The following is a 17,085-nucleotide window of genomic DNA, read 5'->3' as shown; positions in this document are numbered from 1 at the left end:
GCCATGACGACTCTGAAACTGGACACACTCAGCGACCGCATCAACGCGCATAAAACAGCACTGATCCACATCGTGAAGCCACCGGTTTGTACCGAGCGCGCCCAGCACTATACCGAGATGTACCAGCAGCACCTGGATAAACCCATCCCGGTACGTCGTGCGCTGGCACTGGCTCATCACCTGGCGGAGCGCACTATCTGGATCAAACATGACGAGTTGATCATCGGCAACCAGGCAAGCGAAGTGCGCGCCGCCCCCATCTTCCCGGAATATACCGTGTCGTGGATCGAAAAAGAGATCGACGACCTCGCCGACAGACCGGGCGCAGGCTTCGCGGTAAGCGAGGAGAATAAACGCGTATTACACGAAGTGTGTCCGTGGTGGCGGGGTCAGACCGTTCAGGATCGCTGCTACGGGATGTTTACCGACGAGCAAAAAGGGCTGCTGGAAACCGGCATTATCAAAGCCGAGGGCAATATGACCTCCGGGGATGCGCACCTGGCGGTGAACTTCCCGCTGCTACTGGAAAAAGGGATTGATGGCCTGCGCCACAAAGTTGATGAGCGCCGTTCCCGCATCAATCTGACCCGCCTTGAAGATCTCCATGGCGAACAGTTCCTGAAAGCAATTGATATTGTGCTGGAGGCCGTCAGCCTGCACATTACCCGCTTTGCCAACCTGGCACGTAAGATGGCTTCAACAGAAGCCCGTACCCACCGTCGCAATGAGCTGCTGGCAATAGCGGAAAACTGCGAGGTGATCGCCCACGAACCGCCAAAAACCTTCTGGCAGGCGCTGCAACTGTGCTACTTCATTCAGTTGATCCTGCAGATTGAGTCCAATGGTCACTCAGTATCGTTTGGCCGAATGGACCAATATCTCTATCCGTACTACCGTCGCGACATTGAGCTGAACCAGAGCCTAGACCGCGAGCACGCCATTGAGCTGCTGCACAGCTGCTGGTTGAAGCTGCTGGAAGTGAACAAAATCCGCTCCGGCTCTCACTCGAAAGCCTCGGCGGGCAGCCCGTTGTATCAGAACGTCACCATTGGTGGTCAGAATCTGGTCAGTGGTCAGGCGGTGGATGCCGTCAATCCACTTTCCTACGCCATTCTGGAGTCCTGCGGCCGCCTGCGTTCTACGCAGCCAAACCTGAGCGTGCGTTATCACGCAGGGATGAGTAATGACTTCCTGGACGCCTGCGTGCAGGTGATCCGCTGCGGCTTTGGCATGCCAGCCTTTAACAACGATGAAATCGTTATCCCGGAATTTATCAAACTCGGCATTGAACCCGAGGACGCCTATGACTATGCGGCCATCGGTTGCATCGAAACCGCCGTGGGAGGCAAATGGGGCTACCGCTGCACGGGCATGAGCTTTATTAACTTTGCCCGCGTAATGCTGGCGGCGCTGGAAGGAGGTCGTGATGCCACCAGCGGCAAGGTGTTCCTGCCACAGGAAAAAGCGCTCTCAGCCGGTAATTTCAACAATTTCGACGAAGTGATGGATGCCTGGGATACGCAGATCCGCTACTACACGCGTAAATCTATTGAGATTGAATATGTCGTCGACACCATGCTGGAAGAGAACGTGCATGACATTCTGTGTTCCGCACTGGTAGACGATTGTATTGAGCGCGCAAAAAGCATTAAGCAAGGTGGCGCAAAATATGACTGGGTATCCGGATTACAGGTCGGGATCGCCAACCTCGGCAACAGTCTGGCTGCGGTGAAGAAACTGGTCTTTGAACAAGGAACAATCGGTCAGCAGCAACTGGCGGCCGCACTGGCCGACGATTTTGACGGTCTGACCCACGAGCAGTTGCGCCAGCGTTTAATCAACGGTGCACCAAAGTACGGTAACGACGACGACACTGTTGATACGCTGCTGGCTCGCGCTTATCAGACTTACATCGACGAACTTAAGCAGTATCATAATCCGCGCTACGGCCGCGGCCCGGTTGGCGGTAACTACTATGCCGGGACCTCTTCCATCTCCGCAAACGTACCCTTTGGCGCGGCAACCATGGCAACGCCGGATGGACGTAAAGCACATACGCCGCTGGCTGAAGGTGCAAGCCCGGCTTCCGGTACTGACCACCTCGGCCCAACGGCGGTCATTGGTTCGGTGGGTAAACTGCCGACCGGTTCGATTCTCGGCGGCGTGTTGTTAAACCAGAAGCTAAACCCAGCCACGCTGGAGAATGAATCCGATAAGCAAAAGCTGATTTTCCTGCTGCGGACTTTCTTTGAAGAGCACAAAGGCTGGCATATTCAGTACAACATCGTGTCTCGTGAAACGTTGCTGGACGCGAAAAAACACCCGGATCAGTACCGTGACCTGGTCGTTCGTGTCGCAGGCTATTCCGCTTTCTTCACTGCGCTGTCTCCGGATGCGCAGGACGATATCATCGCGCGAACTGAACATATGCTGTAAACAATATTGCTGGCCGGATGAGACTCCACACTGCCATCCGGCACACTACCCTCCCCATTGCCGGATGCGCTGACGCTTATCCGGCTTACAACAACAGCACGCCCCCCCGTCTTTCACGCACCAGTGACGTTGAAGACGACCGTGAAACTTTCATTCGAAATTAAATTTGTGCTTCAGGTCACATTGTTATTAGAATATTTCTGGTCGCAGTAATGAGCCAGGAGCCAGTATGACCATCAACGTTATCGTCACAGATATGGACGGAACGTTTCTCGATGATGCCAAAAAGTACGATCGTGTACGATTTATGGCGCAGTATCAGGAACTGAAAAAACGCAACATTGAATTTGTCGTGGCCAGCGGCAACCAGTATTACCAGCTCATCTCTTTTTTCCCGGAACTCAAAGATGAGATCTCTTTTGTCGCCGAGAACGGTGCATTGGTGTTTGAACATGGTAAACAGCTGTTTCACGGCGAGCTAACCCGCCACGAGTCCCGTATTGTCATTGGTGAACTGCTAAAAGATAAACAGCTCAACTTTGTGGCTTGTGGGCTGCAAAGCGCTTACGTTAGCGAAAATGCGCCGGAGTCCTTTGTGGCGTTGATGTCAAAACACTACCATCGCCTGAAGCCCGTAAAGGATTATCAGGATATCGACGATGTGCTGTTCAAGTTCTCGCTAAATTTACCGGACCAACAAATCCCATTGGTTATCGATCACCTGCATGCTGCGCTGGATGGCATTATGAAGCCCGTCACCAGCGGCTTCGGGTTTATCGATCTGATTATTCCAGGTTTACATAAAGCCAACGGTATCAGCCGCCTGCTAAAACGCTGGAACCTGTCACCACAAAACGTCGTCGCCATCGGCGACAGTGGCAACGATGCGGAAATGTTGAAAATGGCGCACTACTCTTTCGCCATGGCCAATGCAGCCGAGAACATCAAATTCATTGCCCGTTATCAGACCGACGATAATAACCATCAAGGTGCACTGAACGTGATTCAGGCCGTGCTGGATAACACCTCCCCTTTCAACGTCTGATCCTGCCGACCGGAGTACCTGCTCCGGTTCTCACCGTTTTTGCATTTCGTGCACGCCATCAAGTTTTTAAACTTGCATTAACTTATTTTTAACTTATATTGCATTTGTAAGTTAAATAAGTTTCAAATGAAAGTTATGCGAGGTGGTTATGGCTTTTACTTTTACCAGCAACACATTGCCCGCCGACCACAAAGCGGCAATCCGTCAGATGAAGCAACAGCTGCGGGCACAGCTCGGGGACGTCCAGTTGATTTTCAATCAACTTAGTGAGGGCATCGCCAGCCGTGTGGCGGAAATCAACGACCTTAAAGCGCAAGGTTCCGCGGTCTGGCCGGTGTTGTCATATGCCGATATCAAAGCAGGTCGCGTGAGTGCAGAGCAGCGTGAAGACATTAAGCGTCGCGGTTGTGCTGTTATTAAAGGCCATTTCCCTCGCGAACAGGCTTTGGGCTGGGATCAATCGATGCTGGACTATCTGGATCGCAATCACTTTGATGAACGCTATAAGGGACCAGGAGATAATTTCTTCGGTACTCTGAGCGCATCGCGTCCAGAGATCTATCCGATCTACTGGTCACAAGCGCAAATGCAGGCCCGTCAGAGTGAAGAAATGGCCACGGCACAGTCCTTTCTCAATCGCTTATGGACGTTTGAAAGTGACGGTAAGCAGTGGTTTAACCCGGATGTCAGCGTCATTTATCCTGACCGTATTCGCCGCCGCCCGCCAGGAACCACCTCAAAAGGGCTGGGCGCACACACCGACTCCGGAGCACTGGAGCGCTGGCTGCTTCCGGCTTATCAGCGTGTTTTCGCCAATGTCTTTAACGGCAAGCTGGCAGAGTACGATCCGTGGCATGCTGCACATCGCACCGATGTCGAAGAGTACACGGTAGATAACACCACGAAGTGCTCAGTGTTTCGGACTTTCCAGGGTTGGACTGCACTGTCCGATATGCTGCCAGGCCAGGGGCTACTGCATGTTGTTCCTATTCCGGAAGCGATGGCTTATGTGCTGTTGCGTCCCCTGCTGGACGATGTCCCGGATGATGAACTGTGTGGCGTCGCGCCAGGCAGAGTATTGCCGGTGTCAGAACAGTGGCACCCACTACTGATGGAGGCGTTAACCAGCATTCCACAACTGGAGGCCGGAGATTCAGTGTGGTGGCATTGTGATGTCATTCACGCCGTTGCGCCGGTGGAAAATCAACAGGGCTGGGGTAATGTGATGTACATCCCTGCCGCACCGATGTGTGAGAAGAATCTGGCCTACGCCCATAAAGTGAAGGCGGCCCTGGAAAAAGGCGCGTCGCCGGGTGATTTCCCGCGTGAGGATTATGAAACAAACTGGGAAGGCCGTTTTACGCTGGAGGATTTGAATATCCACGGTAAACGCGCGCTGGGGATTGTTTAATTTATAACTTACACCATTTTCCCTAAGTATTTCGCGTTACAGGAAGGCGGCCAGCTTGTAAATCCCCGGGAACTTACAGAAGTAAGTGACCGGGGTGAACAGGTGCAGCCAACACACCTGTAACGCGCATAAAGACGGAAACGTTATTCGACGCCTTTAGTCCGCAGATAATCTTCGTAGTTCCCGGTGAAGTCGATCACGCGTTCCGGCGTAATTTCAATCACGCGGGTTGCCAGCGAACTGACGAACTCACGGTCGTGAGAAACGAAGATCAGCGTACCCTGGTACATTTCCAGTGCCATGTTCAGCGATTCGATTGATTCCATATCCAGGTGGTTGGTTGGTTCATCCATAACCAGGATATTCGGTTTCTGCATCATCAGCTTACCGAACAACATGCGCCCTTTTTCACCACCGGAGAGCACCTTCGCAGGCTTCTTGATGTCATCCTGACTGAACAGCAGACGACCGAGGAAGCTGCGCACAACCTGCTCATCGTCGCCTTCCTGTTTCCACTGGCTCATCCACTCGAATACGGTCAGATCGTTTTCAAACTCATATTCGTGATCCTGCGCGTAGTAACCGACCTGGGCATTTTCAGACCACTTAACAGTACCGTTGTCCGGCTGCAAATCGCCAACCAACGTTTTCAGCATGGTGGATTTACCCACGCCGTTGGCACCAATGATGGCAACCTTCTCTCCCACTTCCAGCAGCAGATTAAAGTTTTTAAACAGCGGGCCTTCCTCGAATCCTTTAGTCAGGGCTTCCACTTCCAGCGCGTTACGGAACAGTTTCTTATCCTGTTCGAAGCGGATGAACGGGTTCTGACGGCTGGAGGCTTTCACTTCGTCGAGCTTAATCTTATCGATCTGACGCGCGCGCGAGGTCGCCTGTCGAGATTTAGATGCGTTGGCGCTAAAGCGGCTGACGAAGGATTGCAGATCGGCAATCTGCGCTTTTTTCTTGGCGTTATCAGCCAGCAGACGCTCACGAGCCTGAGTCGCCGCCGTCATGTATTCGTCGTAGTTGCCCGGATAAACGCGCAGTTCGCCGTAGTCCAGATCCGCCATATGCGTACAGACCATGTTCAGGAAGTGACGGTCGTGCGAAATGATGATCATGGTGCTGTCACGCTCGTTCAGCGTCTGCTCCAGCCAGCGGATAGTGTCGATATCCAGGTTGTTCGTTGGTTCGTCGAGCAGCAAAATGTCCGGGTTAGAGAACAGCGCCTGTGCCAGAAGGACACGCAGTTTCCAGCCGGGTGCAACTTCGCTCATCGGGCCGTAATGCTGTTCTACCGGAATACCGACGCCCAGCAGCAGTTCACCCGCACGGGCTTCCGCAGAGTAGCCGTCCATTTCACCATACTGAACTTCGAGGTCAGCCACTTTATAGCCATCTTCTTCGCTCATCTCGGCCAGGCCGTAGATACGGTCGCGTTCCTGCTTCACTTCCCACAGTTCAGCGTGACCCATAATAACGGTGTCGAGAACAGTGAACTCTTCAAAGGCGAACTGATCCTGACGCAGCTTACCGATGCGCTCGTTCGGATCGAGTGAAACGTTACCCAGCGTCGGTTCGAGGTCGCCGCCGAGAATTTTCATAAATGTGGATTTACCGCTACCGTTCGCGCCAATCAGGCCGTAACGATTGCCGCCGCCAAATTTGACGGAAATATTTTCAAACAGCGGCTTACTGCCGAACTGCATAGTGACGTTGCTGGAAACTAACACTGGCGTATCCTGAAAAGAGAAATAAATATGTGACAAACTGCTTATTATGCCATAAGTCTGCAATAAGATCGCGCCGTTCATGCTGCACAGATAAAGTGAAAGCAAAAGGAAAAAAGTGTGATTTAGTACACATCCGAATTCCTTGTTGCTCAGAATGCACATATAATGCGTGCCCAACACTACATAAATCTCAACCCACTAGCCTGCTTGGCTTCAGAATCTCGCAAAAATGAATATGAAATTGACAACGCTTTTCGCGGCGGCGCTCGCGGTAGTTGGTTTTTGTAACACTGCTTCAGCCGTCACGTACCCGCTGCCTACCGATGGTAGTCGTTTAATTGGCCAAAACCAGGTTATCACCATTCCTGAAGGCAACACCCAGCCGCTGGAATACTATGCGGCAGAGTACCAGATGGGTCTGTCCAACATGCTGGAAGCTAACCCGGGCGTGGATACCTTCCTGCCAAAAGGCGGCACCGTACTGAACATTCCTCAGCAGCTGATCCTGCCGGATACCGTGCATGAAGGTATTGTGATTAACAGCGCCGAAATGCGTCTGTACTACTACCCGAAAGGTACCAACACCGTCATCGTTCTGCCAATCGGTATCGGCCAGTTAGGTAAAGACACCCCTATCAACTGGACCACCAAAGTTGAACGTAAGAAAGCGGGCCCAACCTGGACGCCAACCGCTAAAATGCATGCGGAATACCGTGCTGCGGGCGAACCGCTGCCAGCCGTTGTTCCGGCAGGTCCGGATAACCCGATGGGTCTGTACGCGCTGTATATCGGCCGTCTGTATGCTATCCACGGTACCAACGCTAACTTCGGCGTCGGCTTACGCGTCAGCCATGGCTGCGTGCGTCTGCGTAACGATGACATCAAGTTCCTGTTTGAAAACGTGCCGGTCGGTACGCGCGTCCAGTTTATCGATGAGCCAGTGAAAGCCACCACTGAACCAGACGGTAGCCGTTACATTGAGGTACATAACCCACTGTCTACCACTGAAGCGCAGTTCGAAGGCGGTGAAATTGTACCGATTACGCTGAACAAGAGCATTACCAGCATCACCGGCCAGTCTGACGTCGATCAGGCCGTCGTTGAGCAGGCGGTACAGAACCGCTCTGGTATGCCGGTTCGTCTGAACTAAGCACATACCTGAAACGAAAAAGGCGGATGAATTATCCGCCTTTTTTATTGCCTCAATGCCGCTTTCACAGTAATAACAACAAACCATACCCCACCAGCGCCGCCCATATCAGCATCGGCACCGAATACAGATGAAAACGCCACCAGATACGTCGGTCATTCGCCATGCGTAAAGCAATCAGATTCGCCAGCGACCCCGGCAACAGGCCGAACCCGCCGATATTAACCGCCCAGGCCAACAATAGCGTCGGCGGAACATAGTTGAGCAACAAAATAGTGCTGGGAACGTTACTGATAAACTGCGATAAGCCGATTGCCGTCAACCAGAGCTCCGGTGCTGAAAGCGTGCCAATCTGACTGGTTATTCCGTGTAACGCCGGTAACTGCGTCAGCAAATGCACATCAATAAACATCGCCATAAACACCAGCAGCAACGTCCAGTCCACGCTTAAAATCACACGACGAGCCAATATCATGAATCCAGTCGCCACAATCGCCAGGCCCCACAGCTCAAGCTGGAGCTCCAGTGCCATCAGGAAGACGATATACAGCGCCAGGCAGCTCCACACCAACCGAGGCTGCCAGTCAGGTGCGCGCGTACCGCTATGATAGTGCAGCGTTTTATGTGGGAAACTGAACCAGCACAGCACCACCAACGTCAGCATCATGGTGCCAGCAAGCGGTGCCATTTGCCAGGTAAACGCAGTAAATGACAGGCCAGAGCGCCCCCACATCAGAATGTTCTGCGGGTTACCTATCGGTGTCAGCAGAGAACCTGCGTTCACCGCCAGCGCCTCAAAAATAATGAGGCGGTTTACCGGGATGGCGCACAGTTTTTTCAGGGTAATGGTAAGGGGAACAACAATAAATAAGGCGACATCGTTGGTCAGAAAGGTCGACAGCAGCGCCGCCGCCAGCACCATAAATATCGCTAGCTGACGCTCCGTGTGGAAGCGGCGGGTCATCTTGCGCCCTAATACATCAAAGTAACCGCTTAGCTCCACGCCTTTGGTTAGCAGCATCAGGCCGCTTAGTGTAATAATTGTGTGCCAGTCAATTGCCCCAGGCCAGGCCCAGGGTGTAAATGGCACAAACAGGCTCAGAACAACCCCGATGAGGATTAACAGCTGGAAAAAACGATCGCGCTGTAAGGCGCGAAGAATAGGAAAACTCATTCAGAGCCTGTTCCTTGCTGTTGCGTAAACCGACTAAAAGCCTCCAGCGTTTCCTTACTGACATGATGCTCCATTCCCTCCGCATCGCGACGGGCAATCTCCGGACTGATACCTAACATCAGCAGGAAGTTTTCCACAATCTGATGGCGTTCCCGGCTCTCCTGCGCCAGACGCTCACCTTCAGCGGTTAAAAACACCCCACGCCAGGGAATCATTTCAATCAACCCAACGGAGGCCAGGCGCTTAAGCATTTTGGCAACCGTCGGTTGGGAAACCCCAAGACGAGCAGCCATATCCACCTGACGCGCCTCCCCCACCTCGATAATGAGATCGGAAATCAGCTCTACGTAGTCATCAATCAGCTCACGGCGATGTGCCTCGCGGACCTGACGAAATCCTTCAACGTGTTCTTCGACATTCACCAATTGCGTCACTTTTTTTGTTGTTGGCATACCTGCGCGACGACTCATTCTGCTTCCTCGTTCCTGTGACGCGTTAACAGCATCTGATTAGAGAACGCTCATTGTAAACCAGAGTTGCGCGGGCACAAAAAATTAACGTTTTAGCAATAGCTATATAATATAGCCTGTGCTATATCTGTATATAATAAAGACATCCCTCAAGGACTGATGGGATCGTGAAGTCAGGAGGTTTATATGAATGAATTTAAGAGGTGTATACGCGTGTTTAGCCACTCTCCCTTTAAAGTACGGTTGATGCTGATCTCAATGCTGTGTGACATGATTAACGGCAAACCAGAGCAGGATAAACCCTCAGCAAAATAATGCGGCGTCGCGGTACGCCGCTTCATTTTTTTGTCGTAACCTGATTACGGTGATCGGTTTCGTCCAAATAACCCTTCTTTTTGTCTGTTTTGCTGTTGCCCTCTCAAAACAATTTCTTTGTAGTAGTTGACCTTCTCATGCACACACTCTATCTTTTCGCAGCCCTGCATATATTGCGGCTCGCGGATGCGGACCCATTCCCTCTTCTCGCTCTCTCAGGCAGGCATGACCCTTTGCGCCAGGGGTAGCACATGGCGTTTTTGCAACAGTGGCATATGAATTTAACCCTCAAAGATTCACTTATTGCTCGTAGCCGGGCTATTAGTCCGTGGACTGGCTTTTATTTTTTACAGTCTCTGCTGATCAACCTCGCGCTGGGCTACCCACTAAGCCTTCTTTATAGCGTTGCCTTTACCTGTGTATTGATGCTGTTGTGGCGTACTGCGCCGCGCGCGCAAAAAACGCTGATTGGCATCTGTTCGCTGATTGCAGCGATGTATTTCCCATTCGGCCAGGCTTACGGCTCGCCAAACTTCAATACGTTGTTGGCGCTGCACTCGACTAACATGGAAGAGTCGACCGAAATCCTGACCATCTTCCCCTGGTACAATTACCTGGTTGGCGTGTTTATTTTTGCGCTCGGCGTTATCGCCGTACGGCGTAAAAAAGACGAGCAGAAACGTCGCTGGAACAAGTACGACAGCCTGTGTTTGCTGTTTAGCATCGTTGCATTCTTTGTTACTCCGGTACAAAACCTGGCATGGGGAGGCGTTTTCAAGTTAAAAGATACCGGTTACCCGGTTTTCCGCTTTGCCAAGGACGTTATCGTCAACAATAACGAAGTGCTCGACGAGCAAGAGCGCATGGCAAAGCTGTCGAGCGTGAAAGACAGCTGGACAGTCACCGGAGTGAAGCCGAAATATCACACCTATGTTGTGGTCATCGGTGAAAGTGCCCGACGCGATGCGTTAGGCGCGTTTGGCGGTCACTGGGATAACACGCCGTTTTCCAGCACCGTTAATGGCTACATTTTTACTGATTACATTGCTGCCAGCGGCTCCACGCAAAAATCGCTCGGCTTAACGCTAAACCGGGTCGTCGATAATAAGCCTCAGTTCCAGGATAACTTTGTCACGCTGGCCAACCGCGCTGGGTTCCAGACGTGGTGGTTTTCCAATCAGGGGCAGATCGGTGAATACGATACGGCAATAGCCAGCATCGCGAAACGGGCCGACGAAGTGCACTTCCTGAAAAACGGTGACTTCGAAGCTGATAAAAACACCCGTGATGAAGCCTTGTTGAAAATGACCGCTCAGGTGCTGGCTACCGAACGCACCCAGCCGCAACTGATTGTGCTGCATTTAATGGGTTCTCACCCGCAGGCCTGCGATCGTACTCAAGGGAAATATGACACGTTCGTCCAGTCGAAAGAGACCTCCTGTTATCTGTACACCATGACGCAAACCGACGATCTGCTGCGCCAGCTTTACGAGCAGTTGCGTAACAGCGGCAGTAGCTTCTCCATGGTCTATTTCTCCGATCATGGCCTCGCCTTTAAAGAGCGCGGAAAAGAGGTGCAGTACCTTGCCCATGACGACCAGTTCCAGCAGAACTTCCAGGTCCCCTTTATGGTACTGTCCAGCGATGACAAAGCGCATCGGGTGATTAAAGCCCGCCGCTCGGCGAATGATTTCCTGAGTTTTTTCTCACAGTGGACGGGGATCAGCGCGAAGGAAATTACCAACAGCTACCGCTTTATCTCTGAGAAAAAAGCCGGGCCAGTGTATATCACCAACTTTAAATTGCAGAAGGTGGACTACAACCATTTGGGCACTGATATCTTCGAAACCAAATAGTCCCCTTCCTGGCCGGATAAGGCATTTAGCCGCCATCCGGCACGAAATAATGTCTGATGCGCTGCGCTTATCGGGCCTGCAACGACACGCCTTCCTGTATTACAGGCAAAAAAAATCCGCCCCAGAAGGCGGATTTTTTGTATCACCGAAGTGATTAGAAGCGGTAACCAACACCCGCGATCCAGGTACCTACGTCAACGCTACGAATACGGCTCTGCTCGTAAGAGAAGTCCAGAGCAACGTTTTCGATCGGGTTGAACTGCACACCGGCACCGTAAGAGAAACCGTAGTCGCTGGTGTCGTGTTTGTCAGCAGGCGTTGCTGCATCCTGGAATTTACCGTAGCCAACACCTACAACACCGTAGACGCTTGCCCAGTCATTCAGACGGTAAGCCGGACCTGCAGTGATGCCGTAGTATTGGGTTTTGTTGTAATCGCCAAACGAGTCGGTACGATCTTTTTCAGTGTAAGTGAAGGAACCGATCACGCCCAGCGGGCTGTTGTCCTGCTCATAACGATACTTCAGGTTGAAACCGTTCATTTTGTTCGCTGCGCCCTGAGCATCGCTCTGAGCGTAACCACCAGTAACGGTAGAAGTAGCAGCTACAGCGGTACCTGCGGAGAAAGCCAGAACAGCGGCCAGTGCTGAAAGACATGCAATTTTTTTCATAACCACCTCAAATGTGCTTCAAGTAAATCTTAAGTTTTAAATATACCAAAAACTGATGGGAAACTCTTTGCGATTCGCGATGTCTAACGGAGCTTTTCATGTAACAGAACATTTCAGAAACCCGCTATCTCTTTCAATTAACATCACTTTTCTAATGATTTATGCCATTATTGCGCGCACAACACGGCACATTCATCCAGATGATTCCTAATCGCGCAGATTATTAATCCATCGTTTTCATGCCATTGTACGGATCTCAGTAATTTTTTTTTCAACGAATACTCAACCAGCCGAGCGTATTTCCATTACACTCGCTGTTTTACTTTTCTATACACAAACTCACGCGCATCGCAGCAAATCTGCGGCGTCCTGTGGGGAAGGTGTGTAACCATCATTTGACAGGAGAAAGGATGCCGGGGTCGTCACGTAAAGCGCCAGTCTGGTTGCCTATTTTGGTTTTGCTGATAGCTATGTCCTCTATTCAAAGCGGCGCATCGCTGGCGAAATCGCTGTTCCCTCTCGTCGGTGCGCCAGGCGTTACTGCCCTGCGCCTCGCTCTGGGAACGCTCATCCTTATTGCATTCTTTAAACCCTGGCGTTTACGTTTTGCCAAAGAGCAACGTCTTCCCCTGCTGTTTTATGGTTTGTCTCTGGGTGGGATGAACTATCTCTTTTACCTGTCAATTCAGACTGTACCGCTAGGTATTGCCGTAGCACTGGAGTTTACCGGCCCGCTTGCAGTGGCGTTATTTTCCTCCCGACGCCCGGTAGATTTTATTTGGGTTGCGCTGGCCGTACTCGGACTTTGGTTCCTGCTGCCGTTAGGCCAGGACGTTTCTCACGTTGATTTAACCGGTGCCGCGCTGGCATTAGGGGCTGGTGCCTGCTGGGCTATCTATATTCTTACCGGGCAACGCGCAGGCGCAGAACATGGTCCGGCAACGGTCGCAGTAGGTTCATTAATCGCAGCGCTGGTTTTTGTGCCGATTGGCGTCATTCAGGCAGGTGATGCGCTGTGGCACTGGTCTATTCTCCCGTTGGGCTTAGCGGTAGCGGTCCTCTCAACTGCGCTTCCCTATTCGCTGGAAATGATCGCATTAACGCGACTGCCTACACGTACCTTTGGGACACTGATGAGTATGGAGCCCGCACTGGCGGCGGTGTCTGGGATGATTTTCCTCGGTGAAACGCTGACGCTTGTCCAGACGCTGGCTCTGGGAGCGATTATTGCTGCGTCAATGGGCTCTACGCTCACCATCCGCAAAGACCCACAAATTAAGCAAGTTGACGTGAATTAACCTGCCAATATTCTGCATGGTTTGCATAATCATGCAGAATATCTTGTTATATATCCCCACTATTATTATCGCCCTTTACTTCCCCGTTGAAGCACGCTATTTATGCTGAGGCATAGCATTAACACAATAATAACATTCCATTGCACCAAAATAACTTAGCATATTGATTTATAATCATATTTTATATTTTCATTCGCCTCACTATTAAAGTGATAGGTAACACCGGAAAAATAAAACTGAAATTAGCGCTATACTTATCCTCGTTGAAGATTTGGGACGTAAACATCAAGAGGATATGAAATTATGAGTACCGCAAAACTGGTAAAAACAAAAGCATCTGCCCTCCTTTATACCCGCAACGATGTAACAGACAGCGATAAAAAAGCGACCGTTGAACTGCTGAATCAGCAAGTGCTCCAATTCATCGACCTGTCACTGATCACCAAACAGGCACACTGGAATATGCGCGGCGCAAACTTTATTGCCGTACATGAAATGCTGGATGGTTTCCGGACTGCACTGACCGATCACCTTGATACCATGGCTGAGCGTGCCGTACAGTTAGGCGGTGTTGCGCTGGGGACAACTCAGGTTATTAACAGCAAAACGCCACTGAAAAGCTACCCACTGGATATCCATAACGTACAGGACCACTTAAAAGAGCTGGCTGAACGTTATGCCGTGGTTGCTAACAGCGTACGTAAAGCGATAAGCGAAGCAAAAGACGAGGATACAGCAGATATCTTCACTGCGGCTTCCCGTGACCTCGACAAATTCTTGTGGTTTATCGAAGCGAATATCGAATAACAGACATATAAGAAATACCTATATTACCCTCGCATTTGCGGGGGTTTTGCACTTCTATGGTGCATAACATTGATCGTTCGTCACTCCAAAGTAAATTATTTGTAATAATCACTTCACACAATCGTTAACGAAAGATTGTTTTATCAACAATTTTTACGCTAAATAGTCATACCGTTTGCACCACGCCCGTCACGCACCAAATGGGTGCCCTGAAACGGTGCAACCAGCCCGCTTTGCCCTACTTATTGTGCAACAAAATGAGACACCCTCTTTTTAAAACAATGAGTTGCAAAATTGGCACGATTTTTTCATTAAGCCATATGTTCTCGCAGGGGATCGCCCCGTGGATATAAAAGGAAATCCTATGAAGTCTGTATTAAAAGTTTCACTGGCTGCACTTACCCTGGCTTTTGCGGTGTCCTCCCATGCCGCAGATAAGAAACTCGTTGTCGCAACCGACACCGCCTTTGTTCCCTTTGAATTCAAACAGGGCGACAAATACGTTGGTTTTGATGTGGATCTGTGGGCTGCCGTCGCCAAAGAATTAAAACTGGATTATGAACTGAAACCTATGGATTTCAGTGGCATCATCCCGGCTTTGCAAACTAAAAACGTCGATTTGGCGCTGGCAGGTATCACCATTACCGAAGAGCGTAAAAAAGCCATCGACTTCTCTGACGGCTACTACAAAAGCGGCCTGTTAGTGATGGTCAAAGCGAACAATAACGATGTGAAAAGCGTAAAAGATCTGGACGGTAAAGTCGTCGCAGTGAAAAGCGGTACCGGCTCAGTGGATTACGCAAAAGCGAACATCAAAACCAAAGACCTGCGTCAGTTCCCGAACATTGATAACGCGTATATGGAACTGGGTACCAACCGCGCAGACGCTGTACTGCACGATACACCAAACATTCTGTACTTCATCAAAACTGCCGGCAACGGTCAGTTCAAAGCTGTAGGTGATTCCCTGGAAGCGCAGCAGTACGGTATCGCCTTCCCGAAAGGCAGCGATGCACTGCGTGATAAAGTGAACGGCGCGCTGAAAACGCTGAAAGAGAACGGCACTTACAACGAAATCTACAAAAAATGGTTCGGTACTGAACCTAAATAATAATCTACAGCGTAGCCCCGGCAGCGTAATGCTTACCGGGTCTACGCCAGCATTTTTGAGACCTGTAGGCCGGATAAGTACATCCGGTAAAACGGGCATTTGACTCTTTTCACCACGGTAACAGGAACGACATATGCAGTTTGACTGGAGTGCCATCTGGCCCGCCATCCCGCTTTTGATAGAAGGCGCCAAAATGACCCTGTGGATTTCAATCCTCGGTCTGGCCGGCGGTCTGATTATCGGGCTTGCAGCAGGTTTTGCGCGTACCTTCGGCGGTTGGATAGCCAACCACGTAGCGCTGGTCTTTATCGAAGTCATCCGCGGTACGCCAATCGTTGTACAGGTCATGTTTATCTACTTCGCCCTGCCAATGGCGTTTAACGATTTACGTATTGACCCCTTCAGTGCCGCTGTTGTCACCATCATGATTAACTCCGGTGCCTATATCGCAGAAATCACGCGCGGTGCGGTACTCTCAATCCATAAAGGATTCAGCGAGGCTGGCCTGGCGCTTGGGCTTTCACGCACGGAGACCATCCGCCACGTTATTTTACCTCTTGCGCTGCGTCGTATGCTGCCACCGCTGGGCAACCAGTGGATCATCAGCATCAAAGATACCTCGCTGTTTATCGTCATTGGCGTCGCGGAACTGACGCGTCAGGGTCAGGAAATCATTGCTGGTAACTTCCGCGCACTGGAAATCTGGAGCGCCGTTGCGGTGTTCTACCTGATCATTACGCTGGTGCTGAGCTTCATTCTGCGTCGTCTGGAAAGAAGGATGAAAATCCTGTGATTGAATTTAAAAACGTTTCTAAGCACTTTGGTCCAACCCAGGTGCTACACAACATCGATCTGAATATTAAACAAGGTGAAGTTGTGGTGATTATCGGGCCATCTGGCTCCGGTAAATCTACGCTGCTGCGTTGCATTAACAAGCTGGAAGAAATTACCTCCGGTGACCTGATTGTTGATGGTCTGAAAGTCAACGATCCCAAGGTCGATGAACGGTTAATCCGCCAGGAAGCCGGGATGGTGTTTCAGCAGTTCTATCTGTTCCCCCATCTGACTGCGCTGGAAAACGTCATGTTTGGCCCGCTACGCGTACGCGGGGCGAAAAAAGAACAGGCTGAAAAACTGGCCAAAGAGCTGCTGGCAAAAGTCGGTCTGGCCGAGCGTGCCCACCACTACCCTTCTGAGCTTTCCGGCGGTCAGCAGCAGCGTGTTGCCATTGCCCGTGCGCTGGCGGTGAAACCGAAAATGATGCTGTTTGACGAGCCAACCTCAGCGCTGGACCCGGAACTGCGTCATGAGGTTCTGAAAGTCATGCAGGACCTGGCAGAAGAAGGAATGACTATGGTGATTGTGACTCACGAAATTGGCTTCGCCGAAAAAGTGGCCTCACGCCTGATTTTCATCGATAAAGGACGTATTGCCGAAGATGGTAATCCGCAAGCCCTGATTGAAAATCCACCCAGCCAGCGTTTGCAGGAATTTTTACAGCACGTTTCCTGATGCCTGATACCTCCCTTCAGCCGGAAGGGAGGTTTTTCACCAGAATCCTCTCATTTCAATCCTCTCCCGCCCTGACATCTATACTTATCCTTTT

At 51.0% G+C, this 17,085-nt stretch carries 15 protein-coding genes; 11 read left to right on the top strand and 4 right to left on the bottom strand.

What is annotated here, in order from left to right; all coding sequences use genetic code 11:
* The first annotated feature begins 3 nt into the window (after window positions 1-3).
* The 3 genes from QMN38_RS08360 (at window position 4) to QMN38_RS08350 (ending at window position 4,892) form a co-directional block, all read left to right on the top strand.
* The gene (locus QMN38_RS08360; protein WP_323604825.1) at window positions 4-2,436 is read left to right on the top strand and encodes a formate C-acetyltransferase/glycerol dehydratase family glycyl radical enzyme; all 2,433 of its coding nucleotides are present in this window, start codon (window positions 4-6) and stop codon (window positions 2,434-2,436) included.
* A 229-nt stretch (window positions 2,437-2,665) separates the two neighbouring features.
* A complete protein-coding gene (locus QMN38_RS08355) occupies window positions 2,666-3,481 on the top strand; it encodes a Cof-type HAD-IIB family hydrolase (RefSeq protein ID WP_271449709.1) in 816 nt (271 codons plus the stop codon).
* A gap of 148 nt (window positions 3,482-3,629) precedes the next feature.
* Entirely contained in the window at window positions 3,630-4,892 is a 1,263-nt protein-coding gene (locus QMN38_RS08350; protein ID WP_323604824.1) for a DUF1479 domain-containing protein, read from the top strand.
* A 143-nt stretch (window positions 4,893-5,035) separates the two neighbouring features.
* Here the strand turns inward: QMN38_RS08350 and QMN38_RS08345 are convergent, their stop codons facing one another.
* Complete coding sequence (locus tag QMN38_RS08345; protein WP_137384314.1) at window positions 5,036-6,628, bottom strand: ABC-F family ATPase; 1,593 nt, start codon at window positions 6,626-6,628, stop codon at window positions 5,036-5,038.
* A 229-nt stretch (window positions 6,629-6,857) separates the two neighbouring features.
* On the opposite strand from QMN38_RS08345, the gene ldtB reads away from it, so the two are divergent.
* Window positions 6,858-7,778 (top strand): L,D-transpeptidase, encoded by a 921-nt coding sequence (gene ldtB, locus QMN38_RS08340; RefSeq protein WP_126318723.1) that lies wholly within the window; start codon window positions 6,858-6,860, stop codon window positions 7,776-7,778.
* Between the two features lie 64 nt (window positions 7,779-7,842).
* Here the strand turns inward: ldtB and QMN38_RS08335 are convergent, their stop codons facing one another.
* Window positions 7,843-8,952 (bottom strand): anion transporter, encoded by a 1,110-nt coding sequence (locus QMN38_RS08335; RefSeq protein ID WP_323604823.1) that lies wholly within the window; start codon window positions 8,950-8,952, stop codon window positions 7,843-7,845.
* Complete coding sequence (gene mntR, locus QMN38_RS08330; RefSeq protein WP_003831586.1) at window positions 8,949-9,422, bottom strand: manganese-binding transcriptional regulator MntR; 474 nt, start codon at window positions 9,420-9,422, stop codon at window positions 8,949-8,951. The genes QMN38_RS08335 and mntR overlap by 4 nt, the downstream gene beginning before the upstream one ends.
* 186 nt (window positions 9,423-9,608) lie before the next feature.
* Between mntR and mntS the strand changes: the two genes are divergently transcribed.
* Together mntS and QMN38_RS08320 are read left to right on the top strand one after the other, a co-directional pair.
* Complete coding sequence (gene mntS, locus QMN38_RS08325) at window positions 9,609-9,737, top strand: manganase accumulation protein MntS (RefSeq protein WP_137384317.1); 129 nt, start codon at window positions 9,609-9,611, stop codon at window positions 9,735-9,737.
* 275 nt (window positions 9,738-10,012) lie between these two features.
* Window positions 10,013-11,593, top strand: coding sequence for a phosphoethanolamine transferase (locus QMN38_RS08320; RefSeq protein ID WP_271449738.1), 1,581 nt, complete (start codon window positions 10,013-10,015; stop codon window positions 11,591-11,593).
* A 154-nt stretch (window positions 11,594-11,747) separates the two neighbouring features.
* Here QMN38_RS08320 and ompX read toward each other — a convergent pair whose 3' ends face one another.
* Window positions 11,748-12,263 carry an outer membrane protein OmpX gene (ompX, locus tag QMN38_RS08315; protein ID WP_048212190.1) on the bottom strand — a complete coding sequence of 172 codons (516 nt, stop codon included), beginning with the start codon at window positions 12,261-12,263 and terminating at the stop codon, window positions 11,748-11,750.
* A 410-nt stretch (window positions 12,264-12,673) separates the two neighbouring features.
* Between ompX and rhtA the strand changes: the two genes are divergently transcribed.
* The 5 genes from rhtA (at window position 12,674) to glnQ (ending at window position 16,991) form a co-directional block, all read left to right on the top strand.
* The gene (rhtA, locus tag QMN38_RS08310) at window positions 12,674-13,561 is read left to right on the top strand and encodes a threonine/homoserine exporter RhtA (protein WP_271442741.1); all 888 of its coding nucleotides are present in this window, start codon (window positions 12,674-12,676) and stop codon (window positions 13,559-13,561) included.
* A gap of 303 nt (window positions 13,562-13,864) precedes the next feature.
* Window positions 13,865-14,368 carry a DNA starvation/stationary phase protection protein Dps gene (gene dps, locus QMN38_RS08305; protein WP_323604822.1) on the top strand — a complete coding sequence of 168 codons (504 nt, stop codon included), beginning with the start codon at window positions 13,865-13,867 and terminating at the stop codon, window positions 14,366-14,368.
* 364 nt (window positions 14,369-14,732) lie between these two features.
* Entirely contained in the window at window positions 14,733-15,479 is a 747-nt protein-coding gene (gene glnH, locus QMN38_RS08300; protein WP_271441273.1) for a glutamine ABC transporter substrate-binding protein GlnH, read from the top strand.
* Between the two features lie 133 nt (window positions 15,480-15,612).
* Window positions 15,613-16,272 carry a glutamine ABC transporter permease GlnP gene (gene glnP, locus QMN38_RS08295; protein ID WP_005123684.1) on the top strand — a complete coding sequence of 220 codons (660 nt, stop codon included), beginning with the start codon at window positions 15,613-15,615 and terminating at the stop codon, window positions 16,270-16,272.
* A complete protein-coding gene (gene glnQ, locus QMN38_RS08290; RefSeq protein ID WP_271441272.1) occupies window positions 16,269-16,991 on the top strand; it encodes a glutamine ABC transporter ATP-binding protein GlnQ in 723 nt (240 codons plus the stop codon). Before glnP ends, glnQ begins: the two co-directional genes overlap by 4 nt.
* The last annotated feature ends 94 nt before the right edge of the window (window positions 16,992-17,085 follow it).

It is taken from the genome of Citrobacter sp. R-1.5.2, assembly GCF_035064245.1.
GTDB lineage: Bacteria > Pseudomonadota > Gammaproteobacteria > Enterobacterales > Enterobacteriaceae > Citrobacter.
Note: the sequence above shows the minus strand (reverse complement) of the source record. Positions and strands in the feature narration are given on the sequence as shown.